We start from the raw sequence: 22,553 nt of genomic DNA on the forward strand, positions 1-22,553 counted from the left end.
TAAGCTTTCCCAGAGCCTGGATATGGATGGTGCCTCTGCGCAGGGTCAGGCTTTACTGTGTTGCCATCTTCACCACCCCGAGCTTTTAGGAGTTGAGACAATGACTGTTCTGTTTCTATGCGCCGCTTTCCTTCTGCTTTACTCCTTCTTTGGGTACCCATTGATCTTGCTTTCAATAGCTGCTTGCTTGAGATGGAGGAAGAGGACTTATCCCCACAAGGAACTACCCAGTGTTATGTTTGTATTTGCCTGCTGTTGGGAAGGTAAGAGGCTGGAGGAGAAGATCAAGAATTGTCTTGCCTTGGATTATCCGAGTGAGAAGCTTGATATCGTGGCGGTTTCAGACGCAGCCACCCCTGAGACTCTCGAAGTGCTCAAGCGAGCCGAACGCAAGGGTATCCTTCGAGTGCTCTATAATCCTCGCCGTTCCGGGAAGAGTGCCGCTTTGGCCAGGGCTCTTGCGCAGTGCCAGGCAGATGTCTTCGTGGTAACGGACGCAGACGCACTCCTTGAACCGCACCATCTCAATGAGCTTGTCGCTCCGTTTGCCGATCCCAAGGTGGGTGCTACTACCGGCACCATCCACTACGCGAACGTAGGTGAGTCTGGCATCAGTAGTGGTCAGGGGCTTTACTGGCGATTTGAGGTGCTGATGCGCAAGGTCGAGAACCTTATGGGCAGGGTTGTGGCGTTGACTGGTGCGATCTATGCCATCAGGCCCGATCTTTTCGATCTCTCCGACCCCAGATGCGACGCCGACTTCCTTGCCCCTCTTCAGGTGATCGGCCATGGCAAGAAGGTGCTGTTCCTCAGCCGTATCTCCGCCCTGGATTACTCTCCGACAAGCTCTGCACCCTTGCTTGCACGCAGGGTGAGGATGATCACCCTCGGGCTTTGGAGCGTTATTCGCAACGCCGGCTACCTTAACCCGTTCCGCTTCCCATTTCTCTCCTGGCAGCTTTTTTCCCATAAGGTCCTGCGCTGGCTTATAGCCATTCCCTTCATCCTCGTTTTCGTGAGCAGCGCCTTTCTGATAACTCATCCATTAGGACTCGCTCTTTTCTGCGCCCAGTGCCTTTTCTATCTTGCTGGTATCATCGGTGGGGTGGCATCCAAACTGAAGCTTAGGATTCCCCTTGCAGGCTCGATCTGGTACTTTATCCTTTCCCTTTGCTCATCGTTAATCGGGATCTTCAACATCATCAGAGGTAAGGATTATTCGGTGTGGGAGCAAACGGCTCATCGCTAGAGAGCTGAGCGGCAGGTACCCCATTTCGCCCTGCGTAGAAGGGAAGAAAGTATCGCTTTAGTGCGGCCAAGACCGTTGTAGTGCTTGAACCGGGACCAGAGCGAAGCCTGCGGCATACGTGGATGATAAGGGTCAAACTCCCATGGGTGCAGGTAGAGAACCAGTGGTTCAGGCCCTTGCCTCAATACCTTGTTGTAAAAGCCGGGTCCAAGCAGTCTCATGTAACCGCCTCCCATGGGAACAAGCCGCTTCATAAACCTGCGGGTGGAGATCGCAAACTCCTTTATCCCGGCTTCGTTAAGTTCACTAAGCAGATCGTCCCGCCCAACCCATAAACTGGAGTCGTAGCGGTATCCTGCTTTCACCATGTGCTCGATCACCCTTTTTGTCAAAGAGAAGGTCGGGGCCCTGAAGCCTTGCACCCGGCAGCCTGCAATATCTTCAAGCAGGCGCTTGGCATCCATAATCTCTGTTTTAAGCTCCGCGTCGTCGAGATCGTAAAGTAGTCGATGCCTCATGGAGTGGCATCCTATCTCGTGACCTCTTTCAGTAACCAGTCGCAGGAGTCGAGGCTCTCGTTCCGCAACAGCGCCCATGAAAAAGAAGGTCGCACTCACCCCGGTAACACCCTGCTCATCAAGCATATCCAGCAGGAGGTTGATGGGTTTCTCAAGCCTCAGCGGCATGCGGGAAAAGGACTGCCGGTCGATGCATTCCGCAAAGTCGGTTACGGAGAACCAAGTCTCGACGTCGAATGTCAGGAGTCCTTTCTTCATATCCCGTCAAAGTCTCCAAAGGATAGATCCCAGTCGGCCAGGTCCTGTAGCAGCTCCTTATGCCTTGGCGCCATCTTGACCACAAGGTGAAAGCGCCGCAGAAGATTAATTCGCGTAGAGAAATGGTTTCGCTTAAGCAAACCAAAGGTAGGCGATGTAGGGTTTGTGAGAAAAACCAATGGTGCGGCTGCGGCGGCTTGCTCCATCGCCTTCAACAATGAAGAGGATTCCTCTCCCTCCTGAGGGCTGAACTCCGCTGCGAACGCGGTCTTTATTTTCCAGTGTTCCTGGAATGCCACTACTGATCGATCTGATAGTCTCTGGTATTCCATATCCGGTCGGGAGTAGCGCCAGTCAAGATAGGTCTGATCCTTAAACAGGTGAACACGAGGTCTGCTGGGGTGAGGGGTTTCTACCGGGATTTTTTTTACCCTTTTAGGCAGGGCAAGGCGGACCATGAGGGTTGGATGAAAGGGAATCAGCCAGCCGAATCTGCGGATAAATCCCGGGAACGAGCGTCTGTTGGGAAAGGAGTAGAAAAACGCGAAACGATTTAGCAGCTCTCGTTCGATACGTTTGATAAGGTGCGCAAATAGACCCTGCTTTCTCCAGGCGGGATGAACCATGAGATCGAGAAGTGAGAGCGCATGGACACGACGCTTTCCGATCATAAAAGGAAAAACAAGCATCGCCTGAATCGCAACTACCTCCTCCTCTGCTTCCACCACCAGAACGTCGTGGGGATAAGGGCATCTCTCGCTGTATTTCCAGTCCCAGACCTCAGACTGAAAGGATGCGCCGTAGACCGCCAATCTCAAGCCTAAACACTTCTCCTTGTCATTAGGGGTAACGGATCGAAGCGTCACCTTTTTTGAGTTGCGCAGCGTTATCTTCTGTGGGGCAAAGCCTGGCAGGGAGGAAGAAGACATCCCCGGATGATACAGGGCGCTTTCTACATGTCAACCCGCCAGTGAACACTTAATCCCAGCTAAAGCCGAGCTCCTAGGGGTTCCATCGGAACTTCACTTGTCTGTTCAAAAGTCTGTTCCAACCCGAAAGCACAGACAGGAGTGTCTGCGCTACATTGCGGGCTAAATAGTGTTCAATGATCAAAAGCCTTGCTTCGACCGCATTCATGACGTATGATCTCTTGTAGTTAATCTGCATAGGAGGTGGATCTGTTTGGTTAATTCCTTTTTGCTAGGTCTAAAGGAGATCCCTGCTTTTCCTAATAGCACCCTTGCTCGCATACCCTAACCCTGGTAACTATCTCCCCGCTCACGAACTACTCTTGCTTGACAAAGTCCTGATGGCTTCTAGAATTGGCCGTGGATGCACGATTACTTATCCTTACATACCACGGTATACATGAGGCCTACAACCCACTGCAGGATGATTCGATCTACTCCATACCCCATAATGACTTTACCCTTCAGCTTGACTATATCTCCGGTATGAATTGTCAGCTATCTATCCTTTCTGCTGCCGTAGACCGAACCCGATGCAATCACCTGGTGCTTACCTTTGACGACGGGCTTTCATCCGCCGGGGAGTCAGTTTGGCCCGAGTTGCAGAAACGCGGGATGCGCGCCACCTTTTTTATCCCACCGGGCTGCATCGGCAAGGCAAGCTACATTGACTGGCCCACGGTGCGGCGGATGGCAAGCCAGGGTGCTGAGTTTGGAACCCACGGGTATTACCATCTTCCTTTTGCCGCCCTTGATGATCGCTTGTTGAGGCAGGAGATAGTGCGTTCCAAGTTGGAGCTTGAGGATAAGTTGGGCACCGAAGTGAGGGTTCTTGCCGCGCCCGGTGGAAGCCTTCATCCCCGGGCTGCCGCAATTGCCCGCCAGGCTGGCTATCTGCACTTCTGCACCTCAAGACGAATCCTCAACCCTTTGCCTGCTCATTTTATGCTCGGCAGGTTTCCTTTAAAACGCAAGACCCCTGAATGGCTCTTTCGCTCAACCGCCCGTATTAACTCCTCGGCCACTGCCCTGCATCGAGTGATAGACCTCTCCAAATCCTCAAGCAAGAGGCTGTTCCCCGGCCTCTTTTCGGGCCTTAGGAAGCTGGTGCAGGGATGATTTTTCTCCTTGTAATAATAGTGGTGCTTTTGACGGCGGCAGTAATCGCCGTGCTGCCCGAGTTCATAGGGCCGAGGCTCAGCGTGTTGATTTATCACCGTATCGCGCCCGACGCCGACGAGGCCTACGATGACCTCTTATACACCGTTAACGAATCCGCTTTCGCGGAGCAGATGAGGTATCTTGGCGGGGGTGGAGTTGACGTTTGGGGGATCGGTGAGATCGAGGCCTACTTCAACGGCCGCCTGAAACTCAAACGTCGGACGGTTGCGGTTACCTTTGACGATGGGTTTCAAAGCCTCTTAACAAGGGGATTGCCCATCCTGAAACGCAACAAGGTCCCTGCTATTCTCTTTGCCTCGCCCTATCCTTACAAGCATCTTTTTGAAGACAAGGCCGATCCTATACTTAGCCCGGCCGAGCTCCGCGAGCTCTCCCAAAACGGTGTCTCTGTTCAGTCCCACACCTTGACTCATCGCCCGCTTTCGGAGCTGCGTGATGAGGAGGTTGTGGCCGAGTTCCGCTACTCCAAACTTGAATTGGAACATATAACCGGGGAGGAGGTAATCTCACTTGGAATCCCGGGGAACTTTTATCGCCGCCGGCTGAACGAGTTTCTCCTGCGCGAGGGCTACAGGCTTTGTTTCTCCGCAGACAAAGGCACAAACGGGGTGTTCGATCGTGACCGGCTGCATGTCCGGCGGTTGATAGTGGAGCGCGAGACGAATCTCAAGACCCTGCTTACCCCGGCAGGGGCCGTACGCGCAAGGTTCCTTGGGATATTGAAGAAGCTCCCGCTTGCCTACTTTACTCCGAAGCGGTGGGAGGAGATTCGGGGGAAGATATTCTCCCTGCCCGGCATACGACCGCTCTTGACCAGCAAGGGGCTTACATTGCTGGGGGGCGGATTCTTCCTCGTTCTGGTTGTCGCTATCTTACTCGGCTTCTTGCTTTAGCCCTCCCTGTCCCTAGAACTCAATCCCTCTTTGTAAGAGAGTTCCTTAAGCTGTTATACAGAATCCGTCTTCAACCATTTGCCTCTTAAGGCCGCAAGGATCGTTGTAACAAAGGGGGATTGCTGTTCAGGGTCCCAGCGTCTTTACAGATTCATCTCCAATCCTTCGCCAGATGGCGGAGGGAGGATTTGGGGAGGCTCCCAGGTGTGCTCGATCTCCAATATCTGTGAGGGGTAGGACATAACCGAATCCACGAAAGCAACTATCCTGTAGCTTCGCGTTTCCCCGTCGCGGTCGCAATAGAAGGTATACCTTGCCGAGTCCAACCGAACCGGGTGCACTCCAAGATCGCCTCCGGTCGGGTCCCACTCGTGGCCCGCGCCATCCAGGTTTTCCTCGTAGGTGGTGAAATCGTGGATGGCAGGGGAGTAATATAGAAGGTAGTAGAGGCTGTCGTGTTCAGAAGGCTCTGCCCAGAGAAGGGTGACGGTGTCTTCGAATAAAGGCATATGTCTAAGGCTTTCCGGGGGTTGGTGGCGAGGGTCGGCAAGACCAGCCTGGGGAGTGACCGTTAACGTGTCCGAGTAGCCTTCAGCCTCAGGGTCATCGAAGACCGCAAAGATCGCGTGCACTAGATAGCGGTAGCTTTTACCGTTCGTAACCGAAGAATCGGTCCAGCACCAGGTGACGCGCAGGGGATTTATGGGGCCTAACTCGGCTACCTCGATAAATTTCCCCTCGCCTTCGGCACGAAGCAGCGTGAAGTAGCCGTATCGGCCGCCCTGATCAAGTAGGGTTTCCTCGGTGAGCCAGAACTGGACAGTGACCCTCCCGTCGCCTTCCAGCGCCTTGATCCACTTGATCCAAAGGAAGGGCTGGATCTGTGCCGGAGGCGTACAGGAAATTGCCGCAATCAGCACAATCATTGCGACACTTGCTTGAAGAAGAGATTTCCGTCCCATAACCCCTAGAATACTCCTCGAGGAGGATACGTCAACCTACGTACTGGCTGATGAGCGCGTTTTTTGAGGCGAAATTCCAGTTAGATTAACCCTTCTTACCTCTTGACAAGTTGGGAAAGAAACCTATACTCAAGTAAAAAGGGATGCACGAAGGAGTCGAATTGTCTCCCCGTGTAACCTTTTGGAGCAGGTTAATGTCGGGCTTTCTAGGGTGGCCCGGAAAAATGGACGGGTATTATGATTGCATGCCAAAGTGTAAACTCACATGAAAGAAAAGGAGGTGCTTCAATCTCCACCAATCGGAGTATTCCGACCCCAGTTAACATAGAGTATGTTGAGCAAACCATCCAGCTTAAGCTAGGAGGTTCAACATGAGAATAAAAGTAAGGGGCGTTTTTCTCGTCCTGGTGTTACTTCTTATTCCCTGTTTTTTGATGGCCGGTATCATGGGGAAGATCACCGGGCGGGTAAGAGACGCCGAAACAGGGGAACCACTTCCCATTGTGAACGTGACCGTGCAACAAGATGGGGAACCTGTCACTGGTGCTGCGACCGGGACGGATGGAACCTACGTGATCTCTAACCTTCGTGCCGGCACATACGCCCTTGAGTTCTCGATGATTGGCTACCAGACCGTCCTGGTAAAAAACGTCAAGGTTACGGCCGACCAGGTTACCAAACAGGACGCAAGGCTAAAGCCCGGCGCCATCGGGATGCCTGAGCAGATTATTACGGCCGAGCGGGAACTTCTCACCACGGAACCACCTCCCATAGAGCACGAGGAGATCGCACGTAGGCCGGTGGATAACTACGAGGACGTCGTAGGGCTTGTTGCCGGAGCTACCGAGACTTCGAGTGGATACTCGGCCGGTCTGCACATCCAGGGCGGTCGAGCCAACGAGGTAGTCTACGTGGTTGACGGTATCAACGCCAACGATCCTGTTACAGGTCAATCGGGCGTCTACATCGACAACACCGCCATCCAGGAGATGACCATCAACACCGGTACCTTTAATGCCGAGTACGGTGATGCCATGTCGGCGGTGATCAACATCGTCACCCGCGAAGGTAGCCAGAGATTCGAGGGCACGGTGGAGTATGAGACCGACGCCCACCTGAGGTTGAGCAAAGACCCGATCAAGGCTCCTAACGAGGATATGTGGCACAACAAGGGGTCCTTGTCCCTTGGTGGACCCTTGGGTCTGCCGCGCTCCTCTTTCTTCATCTCTGGGAACATCCTGGAGCATGAAGATAGGCTTCCGTTCAACGATCAGCACCGCAAGAACGGGACGCTTAAGCTTGCCTGGCGTCCGTTCAAGGGCGGGGCGAAGTTCACCCTCTCAGGCAACTACTCGAACACCTGGCGTCATGGCTATAGCCATGTTTACTCGAAGGGCATCTGGTTACAGAAGGGACCCATGGTTAACCAGGACAACTACCAGTTGAATCTCAAGGTCAACCAGCGCATTGACAAGATAGCCTACACTGTCAACGTGGGTACATTCAACACCCACACCAAGACTTCTTACATGGATGGCGCAGGCTACAACGAGTTCCGCATGATCGGTCGTCAGCTGATGGACTGGGTAAGCTGGGCCTATTCTCAGACCTGGTGGGAACCAGATACCACCATCTCCGAAGAAGGAGACACCATAATAGACTCGATCTTCCACCGCCTCTACAACGCGGACTCCATGAACTTTCGTATCCCCGACTCGACCTTTGCCTACGTTGACGAGAACACCCAAGACTCTATTTACCTCAACATCCTTGAGCACTACTCAGCAATCACCGAGGACCCTGACTCCGCGGTCTGGTTCTTCCACAATCAATACATCAAAAAGAGTGGCTACCTTATAGATAAGGACGACGCCTTCCGGTGGGTAGGCTTGAAAGAGCAGCTTGAGGCACTCAACTGGCGCTGGTACGAGGTCAACGAGTGGCGACCCACGCTTGATGAAAACGGGGATACAGTAGGCGTGCACTACCACCCCTTTGACTTTGACCTCTACAAACAGTACTACGATAAGTACCGTGACTGGCGAGCACCCGTGGATACCGTTATCGAGAACGGCGACACACTGTTCGATACACTGGACGTGGACAATCCCTACGAGGACAGCCTTGAGAGCTCAGGGAACCTCTACTACGTTCGTTACAACTCCGATCCCTTGTTCCGTCGCTTCCGTTATTACTTTTTACCCGCCTGGGCGGAGCGTAACACCACCAAGTACATAGCGGATGTTGCTGTTGACTGGAACCCCAACGAGGTTCACTGGTTCAAGGCCGGGGTCAGCGGGAACTACCATTTCCTCGACTACAAAGAGATTCAGTTCGTCAACGAGAATCCCTACAACGATACCTACCACAAGGAACCGATCATCGCTGCAGCCTACGTTCAGGACAAGGTCAAATACGAGGACCTGGAGCTTCACGCCGGTGTTCGCTTCGACTACTTCCATCCCGCATCCGACTACTTTGTTGATTCTGAGAACATCGACGTCGGTAAGGAACGGGCAAAGCCTAAATTCCAGTTCAGCCCTCGTCTTTCGATCTCCTTCGCGGTCTCTGAAAAATCCATGATGTATGCCTCCTACGGGCACTTCTTCCAGCCGGTCAACCTGCGGGATCTTTATGAGAACCTGGAAGCCGATATCACCGTAGGCATACCCCTCTTGGGTAACCCCAACCTGCCGCCTTTAAAGACGATCTTCTACCAGGCGGGATACAAGTACCTCATATCCAAGAACATGGCGTTTGAACTTAAGGGCTACTACAAGGATCAGGAGAACCTTCTGGCCACTCGCAGTGTGAACACCATCTACAAAGGTAAACTTGCAACCTACACCGTGTATGTGATCGAGGACTTTGCCAAGACCAAAGGGTTCGATGTGGGTTTGGTGCGTCGGGCACCACGCTTCCTTTCCTGGAATATAACCTACTCCTTCATGGATGCCAAGGGTACCGGTTCTTCAGGCCGGGAGTTCTACTACCGCTATCGCGGCACCGCTCTGGAGCCACCGAAGCATGAGTACCCCTTGGAGTTTGACATCACACACTCGCTAAAGACGAACGTAAACTTCTATCTTGATCCGGAGTTCTCAGTTAAGGCTTTAAGAATGACCAACCTGAACGTTCAGTTCAACTACGCTTCAGGACAGCCCTACTGGGGAACCGACTCCCGCGGTAACATAATACCCATGGGCAGCCGGCGTATGCCGGGCACGAAGACCATGGATGCCAAGCTGGAGAAGTGGTTCCCTCTCGGAAAGAAGCTCAAGCTGGGAGCGTATGTAGATGTTCGCAACCTCTTTGACTGGCCAAATGTGGCGAAGGTCTACAGCGGCACCGGTTTTCCTGACGATGATGGTAAACGACCTGTCTACGAAGAAGCCACCTACCGTGATCCCGAGAAGGACGGCTACGCAGACTCATATGCGAAGTGGGAAGCCGACGTTGCTGACTGGGAGCGCCGTGTGGCTCAGGATCCGACGATGTTTGGTGCTCCGCGTGAGCTGCGCTTCGGCATCCGTGTGAGCTTTTAGGCCAGAGGAGAGATGACGATGAGAAGAAAATCAATCCTTGTTTTAGCGGGGCTCGTGTTTCTGGCTTTGCCCGCTCTTGCCAGAATGGATAACAACGCTCAGCTTGTACCTCAACCTCAAAACCGCCTCTTGAGCGTGGTGACCGACGAGCCGGCGTCCTGGTGGATGATATGGTGGGTAGATGCAGGAAACATCTCAGACTTCTTGGTCAGCAACACCCTTCAGGGCGGCACCTTTGCCCGCCACGCCGCAGACGAACACGAATACAGAGGGGAATTCCCCATAGAGTCTCGCAGGCTTTATCCTGACACGAGAGGCAGGAACGCCGAGTATCCCAAAGGTTCGGAGCAGTTCTACACCTATGCCTGGGGTCTTTGGGTCGGCAGCCACTACCCGGTTGGAGACGAGATGGTCTATAACGTCTCCAAGGGGGCCTTTAACTCGGACATTGGAGCTATGGCCGCCCCGGAGATGGAAATCGCAGGCGGCATGCGCGACATCAGCAACCTCGGGCTTTACTTCAGTGATATGACCATCCCTGAGGGCTACGGATATAACGGTGAAGGCGGAAGACTCTTTGCCACCCCCGGAACTACACCTCTTGACTACCAGGTGCTCTGGCCGTTTACGGATACCACGATCAACAAGTATCGCCGAGCGATAGGGATGCCTGAGGTCAGCCCTGGTCCCTTTGGAAACGGAGACATCATCTCCCAGCAGGATAGCTACGCCTGCGGTGGGGACTGGATTCCCGTGAGTGACGCCACGTGCATATGGATACTTCCAACAGGTGCCTACGACTTGCGTGGGCAGGGGCTAAGAATCGAGCAGCGCACCTACGCCTGGAACTACGAGTACAACGACTCCTACATCTTCATCAACTACAAGATTAAGAACATGAACAACTTCCCGCTGGATTCGGTCTACTTCTCCTTCTTCATGGACAACGACATCGGAGAGGGTGGAACCAGTGCAGGTGATGACGGTTTCTGGGACGATCTGATCGGGTTCGATCAGGAACTTAACCTGGGCTACACCTACGATGCCAACGGCTCGGAGGAAGGCTGGGTTACCCCGGCAGGATACATAGGTGCTGTTTTCCTCGATACCCCTCTGGATATCGGACTCACAGGCTTCGAGACCTGGCCGAACGGTTATGAGATAGACTTCGAGGGTCAGGACAGCCTCAAGTACGCTTACATGGCCCATACGGAGTTTTGGACTTATGATAAGCCCAACGACGTCCGCATGCTTCTGAACTGCGGCCCTTATCCCTACCTGGAGCCTGGTGAGGAGGTAGAATTAACCATCGCGGTTATTGTCGCCTACTCCTTTGATGAACTCAAAGAGAAGGCCAAGTCTGCTAAGGTTCAGTTCGAGAACGGTTACTTCGGTTACGCACCTCCTCCGAATCCTTCTCTTTCAGTAATTCCTGGTGACAGCATGGTTTATCTTACCTGGGGCAGTGAACCTGAGCACTATATCGATCCTATGAGTGGGCAGCCGACCTTTGAAGGTTACCGGGTCTATAAGAGTCTTTCAGGGCTCTCAGAGACCTGGCAACTTCTTGGCGACTACGATCTGAAGGATTCGGAGAATCCCGATACGGCGGTTGTCGAACATACCTCCGGGCCGAGTAAGGCCACGATAGAGTTCCTTGGTCTCTACTATGACGAAGCATATCCAAAGGAGCTAGCCGAGTACGGATTCGAGCCCAACACCTACACCATCACCTTCCAGACGGACAGGGGCTACACCTACTACATCGTTTATGATATTGCGGACCAGAGAATGCTGCCCTACAACCCCGACGCCCTTGACGAAGGCGGTTACTGCGTGCTTGACGAAATCAACGGCACCTCCAAGGCTCTCTCTACAGCGGTAAGGGCCAAGGGTAAAGTGACCTTTACGGGTGCCGGTAGCACACAGATCCCCAAAGCTACGATCGTCGCCACCGATGCCGACAACCCTGTCTTCGGATACGTAGAGTTCGAGACTACGCAAGATGCGGCGATTGACTCTGCGGGAACCACGGTGGACGTGGATATCGAAGCAGGGCTAGCAGGTACTATAGGCAACGTCACGGCCGGTCAGATCACTACCATCGTTGACGATATTGAGGGTCTTACCTCGGTTACGAATGCAGAGCCCATTACCGGCGGCGTGGGTGGCAAGGACCACTATCCCTACGAGTCCGGGGATATAATCTTCATAGACGGCGGGCAGTATCGTATCTCTAACCCTGACTCCGGCGCCCCCGGGGATATCCTTGAACCCATCCACGGCGAGGTCTTCTCCATTAAAACCTACGTCAAAGAGCAGCTCGGCGGACAGGCCGGCGTGCGTCACTACTACATCGATGAGGATGTTCGCAACGGTCAGATCTACTACTACTCCGTTGCCTCCTATTCACGTCAGCAGCCCACAGAAGGTGTGGAGTCGCTTGAAGGCGGCAAGACGGGCAAGACATACTGGGCGGTTCCTCGCACCAATCCGATGGGCTGGCAGGATGCGATGGTCGGGCCGGTAATTCGTGTTGCTGGCGACGGCAGTGCGCTGGTGAAAGACAGCCTCGTTTCCCCGGATGAGATCACAGGTCACGAGTACGAGGTAGGCTTCCGCGCGGTGACCAGGATCGATACCATTATTGAAGGATCGGATGTGACGATTGACACATTGTACATCATCAAGTACGCCTACTTCAAGGACGTTGATGCCGACTCCCTTGTTCTCGACAGCTTCCTGGTGCACGGCGGTGAGCTGAGCGGTCCGATAATCGACGGAGTGCTGGTTCAGGTCGCAGCGGTTTCCATGGATACTTTGGATGTCGAGGAGTTGATTGATACCCTTTACACCGGATGGCTCGAGAGGCCCTCTAAGACCGACATGCATTTCAATGTTGACTGGACCAACGCAATTCGAGGAAGACCTGTTCCTTACACCATCGATTACCTTGTAACCGTGGTCGACAGCGCACAAGACGGTTTAAATCGGTGGGGCCCTGTGGTGGTTAATCGATACGATAATAACGAGCCGGTGGAATCTTTCCTATGGAATAAAGACGGCGACCCGAACATTGATCGCTTGGACATCACGGGCAACACGAGTGTTTCCATCTACTGGGAAGAGATAAGGCCTGGTAACGAGGTGTTCAAGCTCTCCTTCGTTGACACGGCTACGACCCGGAGGCCGATTGTCGATACCGTTACTAACGACACAATAGGTTGGGACACCACAAGGTACGTTATACCGCCTGAGCCCGGGGACAAGTTCCTCATAAAGACGCTCAAAGCTACCACCGAAGAGGATCGCTTCCGCTACACCACGTTTGCCATCCAGATGAGTGAAGAGGACATAGATTCGTTGCTGGATGAGATTCGTGTCGTCCCCAACCCTTACTATGTCCGTGCCCCCTGGGATCTCAGCCAGTATGAGCGCCACGTGATCTTCCAGGGTCTACCCCTTACGTGCACAATCAGGATCTTCAACTCGGCAGGTCTACTTATTCGTACGATTGAACACGATGGAGTAGGCCTGTATGGAACTGCAGGCTCCGAGGAGTGGAACCTGCGAACCGACGAAAGACTGGACTGCACGAGCGGGTTGTATATCTGGCAGGTTGAGACCGAAACCGCAGATGGCAAGAAGAAGACCAAAGTTGGCAAGTTTGCCATCGTCAGGTAGGAGGAATAGATGAAGACAAAGAGAAGAATCCTTATCCTCAGCGTCCTGGCGCTGGCGGTGATCGCAACGCCGCTATCGGCCCGTCTGGGCGGATCCGGGGCCTCAGTGTCCTTCCTTACGATGGGTGGCGGTGCTCGTCCCATCGCTATGGGTTGTGCCTATACGGCCTTGGCCGATGGACCGGACGCTTTATTCTGGAACCCGGCCGGGATAGCAAGGATGGACCGGATAGCTGGGAGCTTCGGTCAGGCGATCCTTTTTGCCGGTATGCTTGAAGAGAACCTTGCCCTCGTGGTTCCGTTAAGCGAGCTCGATGCGATAGGTTTCCAGGTTCTTGCACATCTTTCCGGACCGATTGAAATCACAACCTATGAGCATCAACACGGTACGGACAATTACTACACGGCCAACAACTACGCAGTGGGTGTCTCCTATGGACGCAAGATGACCGAGAAGTTCTCGGCCGGTATCACCTTTAAAGTCATCGATCTTACCCTGCACAGAGTTGCGGCCTGGGGATTCGCGCTAGATGTCGGCGCTACCTATAATGTGGGTATCCGCAACCTCAGGTTGGGATTCGTGGTGCAGCACTTTGGTCCGGACATGACCTACAAAGGTGAAGGGTTGATCTTCAACACCAACAAAGACACCCTTCAAACCGAGGATATACCATCCACCTACAAATCCGAGCCGTTCCACATGCCCTTCACGTTTGCCGGTGGTGCGGCCATAGACCTTGTTGAAGGCCCACCCTCACGTCTTAGCGTGACAGCGGATTTCGCTCATATATCGGACCAGCCTGCCAAGGGTGCCATCGGCCTGGAGTATGGGCTCAACGAGACGCTCTTCCTGCGCCTGGGTCTCGGACTCAACACCGCACCTGAGCTTGGAGGCGAAGAGGACAACACATCCGTTGATGCAGCCACTATCGTTCGTGAGGTGCTTTCTAACCGCAACACCCGTGGTCCTTCGGCAGGGCTCGGTGTCAAGATTCCTATTGGAAGCTACGAGGTAGGGGTTGACTACAGCTTCGAGTGGCACTGGTATTTAGCACCGGTTCATCGCGCATCGCTCGGGATAGCGTTTTAAGGATGCTCCTTTCTCCCGTAGGGAGAAAGGTCGCAGAGACAAAATCTGATGGGGGCGACCCGCGGGTTGCCCCCACTTTACACCCCACGTCCTTGCTGCGCAAGGCCGCGGGGACTCCTCTGTGCTCCTTTTCTTCTGCGGAGACACTTGTGAACCGATAGGTTAAAAGATCGCATTATCCTTCATTGATAGTATTGATCGCGGTCTTTTTATACGGACAAAAAGGAGCGTCAAAAACGGGGTCCCCGGCCAGAAGCGAAGCTTCTGGTTGGGGTGCTTGTGTAACCTTTGAAGGGTTCCTGCGTCTAGTGTGTATAGTCAGTAACCCAGTTGGACAGAGAAAGGTTTTACTTTTGAATAATCCCGGTGTCTAATGGGTATAGAAAAGGATACTGGCAAGCAGACAAAACTCTTGCTGTAATCGTTTAATTTTAAACCAAGGAGTGACCATCACAGGTCTCATTTTGCTACTGGCAACGCTCCTGTCCGTGGAGTCTGAGCCTGCTCGTCTAAAGCTCAGCTTGGATGAGGCGCTTGAGATCGCGTTGGAACAAAGTTTGGCCGTAGATGAGACGAATATCCAGAAGGCTAAAGGGGCGCAGTCTCTGGTCGAGGGCGCGGGAGGACTACTGCCTCGCCTCGCTGCATCTTCATCAACCACTGACTCCTCTCTCGCCGACCTGGGTGATGGAATGTGGGTCTCTCAGTTCTCCCTGTCCCAACCTGTGGTTGATGCTACCGTCATCTTTGGCCTGATCGGAGGCATACAGCAGAACGGAGTCTCCCGTGCACAGGCTCGTCAGAGTATGGCCAAGCTGATCCTGGATGTCCAGAACTTCTACTACAACCTTGCCGCCTCCCAGGCGTTGGTGGCCAGTGCCGAGGGGCGGGACAACCGTGGTAGAGAGAACCTGCGGATCGTTGCCAAACGCTTTGAACTGGGGGCAGCAAACAAGGCTGATAAGTTGAGGGCGGAAGCGAGTCTCCTCTCGGCGGAGATGGAACTCGTCTCAGCTCGTACTTCGCTTGAGAACAACCAACGCATCCTTTCAGATCTCATAGGTTTTTCCCAGTGGCAGCCCATAGAGGCTGACAAACTCCCGCAAGTAGAGGAACCTTATTCCCTGCCCACCACAGTTATCTCCGCCGCCATATTAGCCGAGAACCCGGACTTCGACGTGCTCCTGCGGCAGGTTAAAGCCTCCGAGCTCACATACTTGGGGTCGTGGGCTTCGATCCTGCCTTCCCTTTCCCTAACCGCCTCGAAGAACTTCATCCAGGAAGAGATCCTTCCCGCGTTCTCGGATTGGGACGATGGGGTTACGAATTACGGCCTCGCAATAGGCTTCCCCATAGCTGATCTCAAGGGGAAGATACTTTCCATCAACCGGGCTCGGCTGGAGCGTAAGAACTCGAGGATAACTCTGGCCCGGCAGGAGCTTAGCTTCCGTCAGCGTCTGGCCGCACTACTCGCTACCCAGTCCTCGTCCTACAAGGGATGGGAGGTTGCATCCAAGAATGTTGAACTATCAAGCGAGGTTTACCGCCTCAGCCTCCGCAGCTACGAGTTGGGGGCCAGTTCATTGGCTGATCTACTCCAGGTGGAGGCTGAGCTTGTTCAGGCGGAGCGAGCATTGGTCCAGGCAAAAGCGGATTACTGGTCCAGCCGCGCAGAGCTTAACTACTTTTTGGGAACTTCACTGGAGGTTAAATGAACAAGAAGAAGAGGAAACGTAGATTAGCCTTAAGGCTTGGCATCCCCGCAAGGGTGGTGTTTGTTTTGATAATCGTCTGTGTCGTTCAGTGCAGGCTCCCCAGGACACCTCAGGTCACGGTTATGGAGCTTGGCAAGCGCAGGATAGTTTCCACCGTCTCCGCCACAGGCGAGCTTCGCGCCGCCAATCAGGTGGATATCTCTGCAGAGATCCTTGCCCGCGTCTCCAGGCTCTACGTGAAGGAAGGACAAGAGGTTCGCAAGGGCGAGCTTCTCTGCGTGCTTGACGACGCCGCGTTGCTTTCCAGCCGCGACCTTAGCCGGGCCAACTTCGATGAAGCTTCTGCCGCATACAAACGAGGAGAAGCTCTCTATCGAGACACTCTTATATCCACCGCTGAGTTTGAGCGGGTCAGAACCGCATTTGAGGTGGCAAAGGCGCAGCTCGATCAGAGCGAGGACAGACTGGCCAAGACCCGTATCTACGCCCCCATCTCCGGCAGGGTGGTTCGCTTGAACATCGAGGAGGGTGAGGCGGTGATGATGGGCACCATGAACAACCCCGGAACCATTATGATGACGATTGCCGACCTAGCCGCCATGCAGGCAAGGGTGGATGTGGATGAATCCGACGTTGTCGATCTGCGGACCGGCCAGCGCACACAGGTTAAACTTGATGCGATGCCTGACACCGCATTTGCGGCCGCGGTGAGAAGCATCAGTTACATGCCCTCCACGAACCTAACCTCCGCCGCAGAAGGGGTAACTGACTTTGAAGTGATCCTCGACCTTGTGGATATTGACCCTGCACAGCGGCCTGGTATGAGTGTTTCTGCCGACATAACCACCGCCATGCGCGAGGATGTAATCACCTGTCCCCTGCAGGCCATAGGCAGACGTGAAGTCGAGGGGAAGCTCTCGGAGACGGTGTTCGTTCTTGAAGACGGAAAGGCTAAACTGGTTTCTATAGAGACCGGCATCTCGGACGGACGCTCGGTGGAGGTCATCGAAGGTATAAAGGAAGGCCAGACTGTGATCATCGGTCCATACAAGGTGCTGAGAACACTACAAGACGGAGACGAGGTTAAACCCAGCAAAGGAGAAACCGAATGGCAGGAAAGATCCGACGGCCCCCAGGTAAGAAGAGTAAGGGTCCGGACGTAGAGCCGTTAATCAGGCTTCAGGGTCTCTCGAAGACCTACGACGGCGGCCCTGTCGCGGTGGAGGCGCTCAAGGAGATTAACCTTGAGATTTATGAGGGTGGGTACGTGGCCATCATGGGACCCTCAGGTTCCGGCAAGTCCACCCTCATGCACATCCTTGGCTGTCTTGACGTCCCTACCTATGGCGAGTACTTCCTCAAGGGACAGGAGATATCCCGCTACGATTCCGATCAACTCGCAAGGGTGCGCAACCGGGAGGTGGGTTTCGTGTTCCAGCAGTATAACCTCTTGCCCCGTCTTACTGCGGCCCAGAACGTCGAACTCCCGCTTCTCTACTCAAGCGTTCCCATCGATCCCAGGAAGGAGATCGTGGCAGAAATGCTCGCCAAGGTAGGTCTTGGGGACCGCGGGCATCACCGTCCTAACGAACTCTCAGGCGGCGAGTCGCAACGGGTGGCTATCGCCCGTGCCCTGGCGAATGACCCTGCCATTCTTCTGGCCGACGAACCGACCGGAAATCTGGACACCAAGACCGAGGAAGAGATAATGGCACTCCTGGATGAACTCAACGAACAGGGAAGGACCGTTATAGTGGTTACGCATGACGACACTGTCGCCAAACACGCCAAGCGCACCCTACATCTGTTGGACGGGAGGATAGTATGAATTTTCTCTCCCTCTTTAGGCTGTCGGTGGTCACCCTGCGCCATCATAAATCTCGCTCCTTCCTTACTACCCTGGGGATAATCATCGGGGTGATGACGGTGATCACCATCCTTTCTCTTTTAGAAGGTCTTAACCGAAAGATAAAAGAAGAGTTTTCCACCCTGGGCTCAAGCACCATCTACATCCAGAAGATGGAATGGCAGGTCGGCCCTGGGCGGCATCGACTTGACTTCGAGGAGCTTCGCAAGCGCCCCAACTTCACTGTCGAAGATGCGGAAGCTCTTGCCAAACTTTCTAGCATCGAGGCTGCTGTTCCCAGCATAGATAAGGGGGTAGGCACCATTAAACGTCTGGGTAATGAGGCCCAGAACTGCCAACTGAAGGGTACTGCCGAGGGCGGCGATCTTACCGGTAACTGGGTCGTGGCCGAGGGGCGGTTTATAACCCGTGAGGACAGGCTTCACCGCCGTCTGGTTTGCGTAATAGGTTCCTACATCGCCGAAAACCTGTTCGGGGCGGAGAATCCGCTGGGGCAGACGCTGGACGTGGACGGTCACCGTTACTTCGTAGTGGGAGTGCTTGAAGAGAAGGGTGCCATGTTCGGTCAGACCCAGGACAACGTGCTTATTATCCCTGTCTCCACCTATCTCAAATACAACCCCTTGCCCCGGGGTTGGCGCGCCATCTGGGGTGGTTTGAGTATCGAGGCGTTGCCCAAGCCCGGGGTGGTGCTTGAGAAGGCGATGGAGGATGTGGAAGAGCTCTTGCGCCTGCGGCGTGGTTTACGCTACGACCAGGATAACGACTTCGGCCTCAACACCCAGCAGATGATTATGACCGCCCTGCAGGGAATCACCAGCACGCTGTGGATAGTGATGGTGGGGATTGCCGCCATCTCGCTCATCGTGGGCGGCATAGGTATCATGAACATCATGCTGGTATCGGTGGCCGAGCGCACGCGCGAGATAGGCATCCGCAAGGCGGTGGGCGCGCGGGATCGTGACATCATGATCCAGTTCCTTATGGAGGCGGTGGTGCTTGCGCTGCTGGGCGGACTTATAGGCATCATAGTGGGTATAGGGATCGCCCGGCTGGTCTCTGTCCTGGTTAAGTTCCTGGACGCCGCATCGCCATGGTGGACGATAGCGTTGGGCTTCGGCTTCTCAGCCGCGGTGGGAATCTTCTTCGGCATCTACCCGGCGCAGAAGGCCTCCAAACTTAATCCGATAGACGCAATAAGGTACGAATAACCACCCTCCCCCTACCCCCTCCCATCAAGGGAGGGGTGATTGCCCCCCACAAAGTAGCTTCGCTCCTTTGCGGGGGTTAATGTATCGTCTTTATTTTTCTGCGATCTTTTCGCGTAAGCGAAAAGGAGCACAATATTACCTCCCCCTTGATGGGGGAGGACAAAGGAGGGGGTGAAGGTAGAACAGACACTCTTGTCTGTCCATAAAGCGAGTAAAACACCACTCGTCATTGCGAGAACTACAGAGCCGAAGGCGATGGAGGACGAAGCTCCGAAGGGCGACAGTCACAGAGCAATCTTATATGGGGTAGGGCGTTAAAGTAAAAGAATAGTTTTTTATTTCTTGACTATCGAGAACTTAATTCTTTTTCCCTTGTTAGCGGGATGATAAAGGTCGCAGCTTCTTTTCTGCGCGGCAAGATATATGAGATCGCTTCGTCGCTACGCTCCTCGCGATGACGAAGGGGTGGGATTTTTCTTTCAGTGTCCCCGCAAAGCCGCAGAGCGGATTTGTGGGGTGTGTTACCTTCCCATCTTGCGGGCGATTAGGGTAACGATCATGCCTAAAAACACGTAGCCCAGAACCACCTCCACCCCCACAAGGATTTTTGTTGCCCACGCCTCCGGCCAGATGTCACCGAAGCCAAGGGTAACGAACGTCACTAGGCTGAAATAGAGGCAATCGAGAAGGTGTTTGATCTCACCGCCGCGTGAAACAAGTGACCACCATGTCGCATTCGTCCCCAACCAGTGCAGCAGGCCGAAGAAGACGAAGGTGCCCAACGCCCAAAAGATTGTTCGTATCCACCGTTCCCCGAAACCTGCCAAAGCCCACATGAACCACAGGCCAAGCCAACGCCTGCGCACGCCCTTATTCTCGTTATGAACAAAGAACCTGCCTATATTCTGAAACGCCCTCTTGAAGCCCTTCGAGGTACTTTTGCCGAACAATTCCTCATGTGCCTGGTGTTTAGCCATAAGTTTCTCGCGATAGTAAGCTTTACCTTCGTCTTCGTAGCGTCCTCGTTGATGAAAGTAGTTTTTGAGTAGCAAATAATCCTCCTCCGCTTGGCCCCAGTTCATTTTTTCAGTACCCACTATACGTATTTGATTCCAGCTTAAATAAGTTGAACTATCAAGAATTGCCGAGCAAATCCAAACACCTTCTAGGTCTGCGCCATCGAAGATGGCTCCTCTAAGATTCGCCCCCATGAGGTAAGCGTTTTGGAGAGAGGCGTCACCGAGGTAAGCGTTTTGAAGGTTGGCGCCATATAGATTAGCGTCTTGAAGGTTTGCTTCCTCTAGGATAGCTTCTTTAAGATTGGCTCGACAAAACTCAGTTTCTATTAGCTTTGCTCCTTCAAGTTCGGCGCCTTCTAGATTAGCTCCCCAAAGAAGTGTTTTTGTAAGGTTAGCTTTGCTGAGGTTTACATTCTTCATATTACAATTAAGAAGTCGAAGGTCAAGATAACTTAGATCCACCTCTTCGAGGTTAGCTCCTTCAAGGGAGCGGCCTTTCTTCACCCAGTCCTCAATCTTTGCTTTGTATTTTGATTTCGCTTTTTTACTCAAATGCTCCCAGCAGTAATCTTCAAAAAAGACGGCGTACTCCTCACACCCTTCGTGCTTACACTTCTTCAGTTCTTTCGGGTCGGGGAGGGGTGTTACGGGTTTACGGCCTTTGGATTTCGCCATGCGCTATTTTATGGTAGGGATTGATTTAAGTCAAGGGTTTAGAGGTATGAGATTGCTTCGCTCCTAAAGTCGCTCGCAATGACAAATTCTATGTCGGGGTCCCCGTGAGCGCACGATAGTGCGGTCGTGGGGTGTCAAAATGTCAGGCGGGGTTTTTTCTTCTTGGTAGGCGGTTTCTTCTTTTCTTCCTGCTCAGGCTGAGGTGCTGGTGTTACGGGTTTCTCTACCTTGGGCCGGTGTTTGGGAGCGGGCTTCGGTTCAGGGGTCTCCACAGGAGCGCCTGCCGCCTTCAAACGCTGCTCGTTGAGTTCAATTATCTGGCCCTCAAGCTCGTGGATGCGCCGTTCCAGCGCTGAGATCTTGGCACCTATGGCGGGCGAGCGCTTAAGTTCCTCCCAGGTTTTTTTCTCCAGCTCGCCCTCCATCTCCTTGAGTTCGTCCAATTTGGACTTTATCCGGTCGCGGTCCTCGCGCAGCTCGGCTATCTCCCGCTCAAGGTAGGTCTTCTCCTTGATAGCCATCTCCATGGCCGAGTGCTCCTTGCGCAGGTACTCAAGCCGCTTGTTGATATCATGTTCTTCGCGCTCCAGGGTGCGCAGCCGCGCTTCGGTCATTGCCAGCTCACGCTTGCACTTCTCAAGCTTCTCGGGGGAGATGTATTCGGGTTCGCCACGCCCTATCATCCCCTCAGGCGGCCTGTAATGACGGGTTGCCTCATGCTGGAGGATTCGCTCACGCTTGTCTGAGGCTTTCTCTTCCCTTTCCTTCTCCCCGGGAGGTTCCTTTTCTTCTTTCTTTTCCTCCTTGGCGGTCTCAGCACCGCTTATCTTGCCGAACTTGCGTTCTAGTTCACGCAGTTTTTCAAGCTCCTCGTCCGCAGGCTTGGGTTCTTCTTTCTTCTCAGGCGGCTTGGGGGCTTGTTTTTCTTTTTTCTCCTTCTTCGCTTTAGGTGTAAACTTCGGCATATTAAAAGAATAGCGAGAATTCGGGCTTAGTCAAGGTATGGCCAGGGGTTCCATTAAAACGAGGTATTGGAGACAAACAAACCTGCAAATAACTTGACATTTCACGAAAAAAATCTATAATAAGTTTCATCAAAGGAGGAGATAATGGCAACCTACATGCAATATTTGAAGCGCAACGGGATACGTTCCTTGCCGGTGGCGACCAGAAGGCTGCACCCGGCTTCTATCTTATGTCCAGATAGGCGGGGATTATTTGAGGAGGGCAGGTTGGATGATCTGCTGGATAAGGTGGAGTGGGCGGCTTCCTCTGACGACGCCAGCATAGTGGTAGGTAACTTCACCCGCAGATTGAGCCTTAAGGGTAAAGCGAGCGCAAAGAACTTCGGTTTGAACATCTCAGGCGGATTGCAGCACGCTAGCTCAGTCACTTACGAAGTTGAAGACGTCAGGGTGAAGGAATTTAACGCCCCCAACACCCTAATAAAGAAAGCCCAGGCAATCGAGAAATTTCTAGAAACGCAGGCAGGTAAGAGACTCAAGAACTGTTTTCTGGAGCAGAGACTCTGGTATGCGACCAAGTTCGAGGTGCATTTCGAAGGGATGACAACGGCCTAGGTTAAGGCTGTTATGAAGAAATATCTTGAGGAGGGTTCGTTGACGGGAGAGGTGCGCAAGGACGGGACTGTGGTAGTTGCCCCCAGAGTTACTGTGCCTTTCGGGTTTACTGGTAAGAGGCTTAGGGGGATTTAAGGA

The 22,553-nt window shown here is 53.5% G+C and carries 16 protein-coding genes; 11 read left to right on the forward strand and 5 right to left on the reverse strand.

From position 1 onward, the window contains the following. Positions 1-22 precede the first annotated feature (22 nt). Positions 23-1,249, forward strand: a complete 1,227-nt coding sequence (locus CEE36_07345; protein TKJ42031.1) for a hypothetical protein — start codon at positions 23-25, stop codon at positions 1,247-1,249. On the opposite strand, the gene CEE36_07350 is transcribed toward CEE36_07345, so the two are convergent. Both CEE36_07350 and CEE36_07355 read right to left on the reverse strand, forming a co-directional pair. Continuing rightward, the gene (locus CEE36_07350) at positions 1,246-2,025 is read right to left on the reverse strand and encodes a hypothetical protein (GenBank protein ID TKJ42032.1); all 780 of its coding nucleotides are present in this window, start codon (positions 2,023-2,025) and stop codon (positions 1,246-1,248) included. The two genes, CEE36_07345 and CEE36_07350, sit on opposite strands and share 4 nt — an antisense overlap. Further along, complete coding sequence (locus CEE36_07355; GenBank protein TKJ42033.1) at positions 2,022-2,954, reverse strand: hypothetical protein; 933 nt, start codon at positions 2,952-2,954, stop codon at positions 2,022-2,024. The genes CEE36_07350 and CEE36_07355 overlap by 4 nt, the downstream gene beginning before the upstream one ends. A 399-nt stretch (positions 2,955-3,353) precedes the next feature. Between CEE36_07355 and CEE36_07360 the strand changes: the two genes are divergently transcribed. Further along, positions 3,354-4,112, forward strand: coding sequence for a hypothetical protein (locus CEE36_07360; protein ID TKJ42034.1), 759 nt, complete (start codon positions 3,354-3,356; stop codon positions 4,110-4,112). Further along, complete coding sequence (locus tag CEE36_07365; GenBank protein TKJ42035.1) at positions 4,109-5,068, forward strand: hypothetical protein; 960 nt, start codon at positions 4,109-4,111, stop codon at positions 5,066-5,068. The genes CEE36_07360 and CEE36_07365 overlap by 4 nt, the downstream gene beginning before the upstream one ends. 143 nt (positions 5,069-5,211) lie before the next feature. On the opposite strand, the gene CEE36_07370 is transcribed toward CEE36_07365, so the two are convergent. Further along, a complete protein-coding gene (locus CEE36_07370; protein TKJ42036.1) occupies positions 5,212-6,030 on the reverse strand; it encodes a hypothetical protein in 819 nt (272 codons plus the stop codon). A gap of 371 nt (positions 6,031-6,401) precedes the next feature. Between CEE36_07370 and CEE36_07375 the strand changes: the two genes are divergently transcribed. From CEE36_07375 to CEE36_07405, 7 genes are all read left to right on the forward strand, one after another. After that, the gene (locus CEE36_07375; GenBank protein ID TKJ42037.1) at positions 6,402-9,575 is read left to right on the forward strand and encodes a hypothetical protein; all 3,174 of its coding nucleotides are present in this window, start codon (positions 6,402-6,404) and stop codon (positions 9,573-9,575) included. 12 nt (positions 9,576-9,587) lie between these two features. Continuing rightward, a complete protein-coding gene (locus tag CEE36_07380; GenBank protein TKJ42038.1) occupies positions 9,588-13,259 on the forward strand; it encodes a hypothetical protein in 3,672 nt (1,223 codons plus the stop codon). A gap of 9 nt (positions 13,260-13,268) precedes the next feature. Next, entirely contained in the window at positions 13,269-14,348 is a 1,080-nt protein-coding gene (locus CEE36_07385; GenBank protein ID TKJ42039.1) for a hypothetical protein, read from the forward strand. Positions 14,349-14,791: 443 nt separating this feature from the next. Beyond that, positions 14,792-16,063, forward strand: coding sequence for a hypothetical protein (locus CEE36_07390; GenBank protein ID TKJ42040.1), 1,272 nt, complete (start codon positions 14,792-14,794; stop codon positions 16,061-16,063). Beyond that, positions 16,060-17,226 (forward strand): hypothetical protein, encoded by a 1,167-nt coding sequence (locus tag CEE36_07395; protein TKJ42041.1) that lies wholly within the window; start codon positions 16,060-16,062, stop codon positions 17,224-17,226. The genes CEE36_07390 and CEE36_07395 overlap by 4 nt, the downstream gene beginning before the upstream one ends. Continuing rightward, a complete protein-coding gene (locus CEE36_07400; protein TKJ42042.1) occupies positions 17,172-17,891 on the forward strand; it encodes a macrolide ABC transporter ATP-binding protein in 720 nt (239 codons plus the stop codon). The genes CEE36_07395 and CEE36_07400 overlap by 55 nt, the downstream gene beginning before the upstream one ends. After that, positions 17,888-19,141 (forward strand): hypothetical protein, encoded by a 1,254-nt coding sequence (locus tag CEE36_07405; GenBank protein ID TKJ42043.1) that lies wholly within the window; start codon positions 17,888-17,890, stop codon positions 19,139-19,141. The genes CEE36_07400 and CEE36_07405 overlap by 4 nt, the downstream gene beginning before the upstream one ends. 521 nt (positions 19,142-19,662) lie before the next feature. Here the strand turns inward: CEE36_07405 and CEE36_07410 are convergent. Continuing rightward, positions 19,663-20,835 carry a hypothetical protein gene (locus CEE36_07410; GenBank protein ID TKJ42044.1) on the reverse strand — a complete coding sequence of 391 codons (1,173 nt, stop codon included), beginning with the start codon at positions 20,833-20,835 and terminating at the stop codon, positions 19,663-19,665. A gap of 134 nt (positions 20,836-20,969) precedes the next feature. Beyond that, on the reverse strand, positions 20,970-21,800 hold the full coding sequence (locus CEE36_07415; protein ID TKJ42045.1) for a hypothetical protein: 831 nt from the start codon (positions 21,798-21,800) through the stop codon (positions 20,970-20,972). 144 nt (positions 21,801-21,944) lie between these two features. On the opposite strand from CEE36_07415, the gene CEE36_07420 reads away from it, so the two are divergent. Next, positions 21,945-22,415: a hypothetical protein gene (locus CEE36_07420; GenBank protein TKJ42046.1), complete on the forward strand. Its 471-nt coding sequence runs from the start codon at positions 21,945-21,947 to the stop codon at positions 22,413-22,415. The last annotated feature ends 138 nt before the right edge of the window (positions 22,416-22,553 follow it).

The organism is candidate division TA06 bacterium B3_TA06, from assembly GCA_005223075.1.
Classification (GTDB): Bacteria; Hydrothermota; Tepidihabitantia; order B3-TA06; family B3-TA06; genus B3-TA06.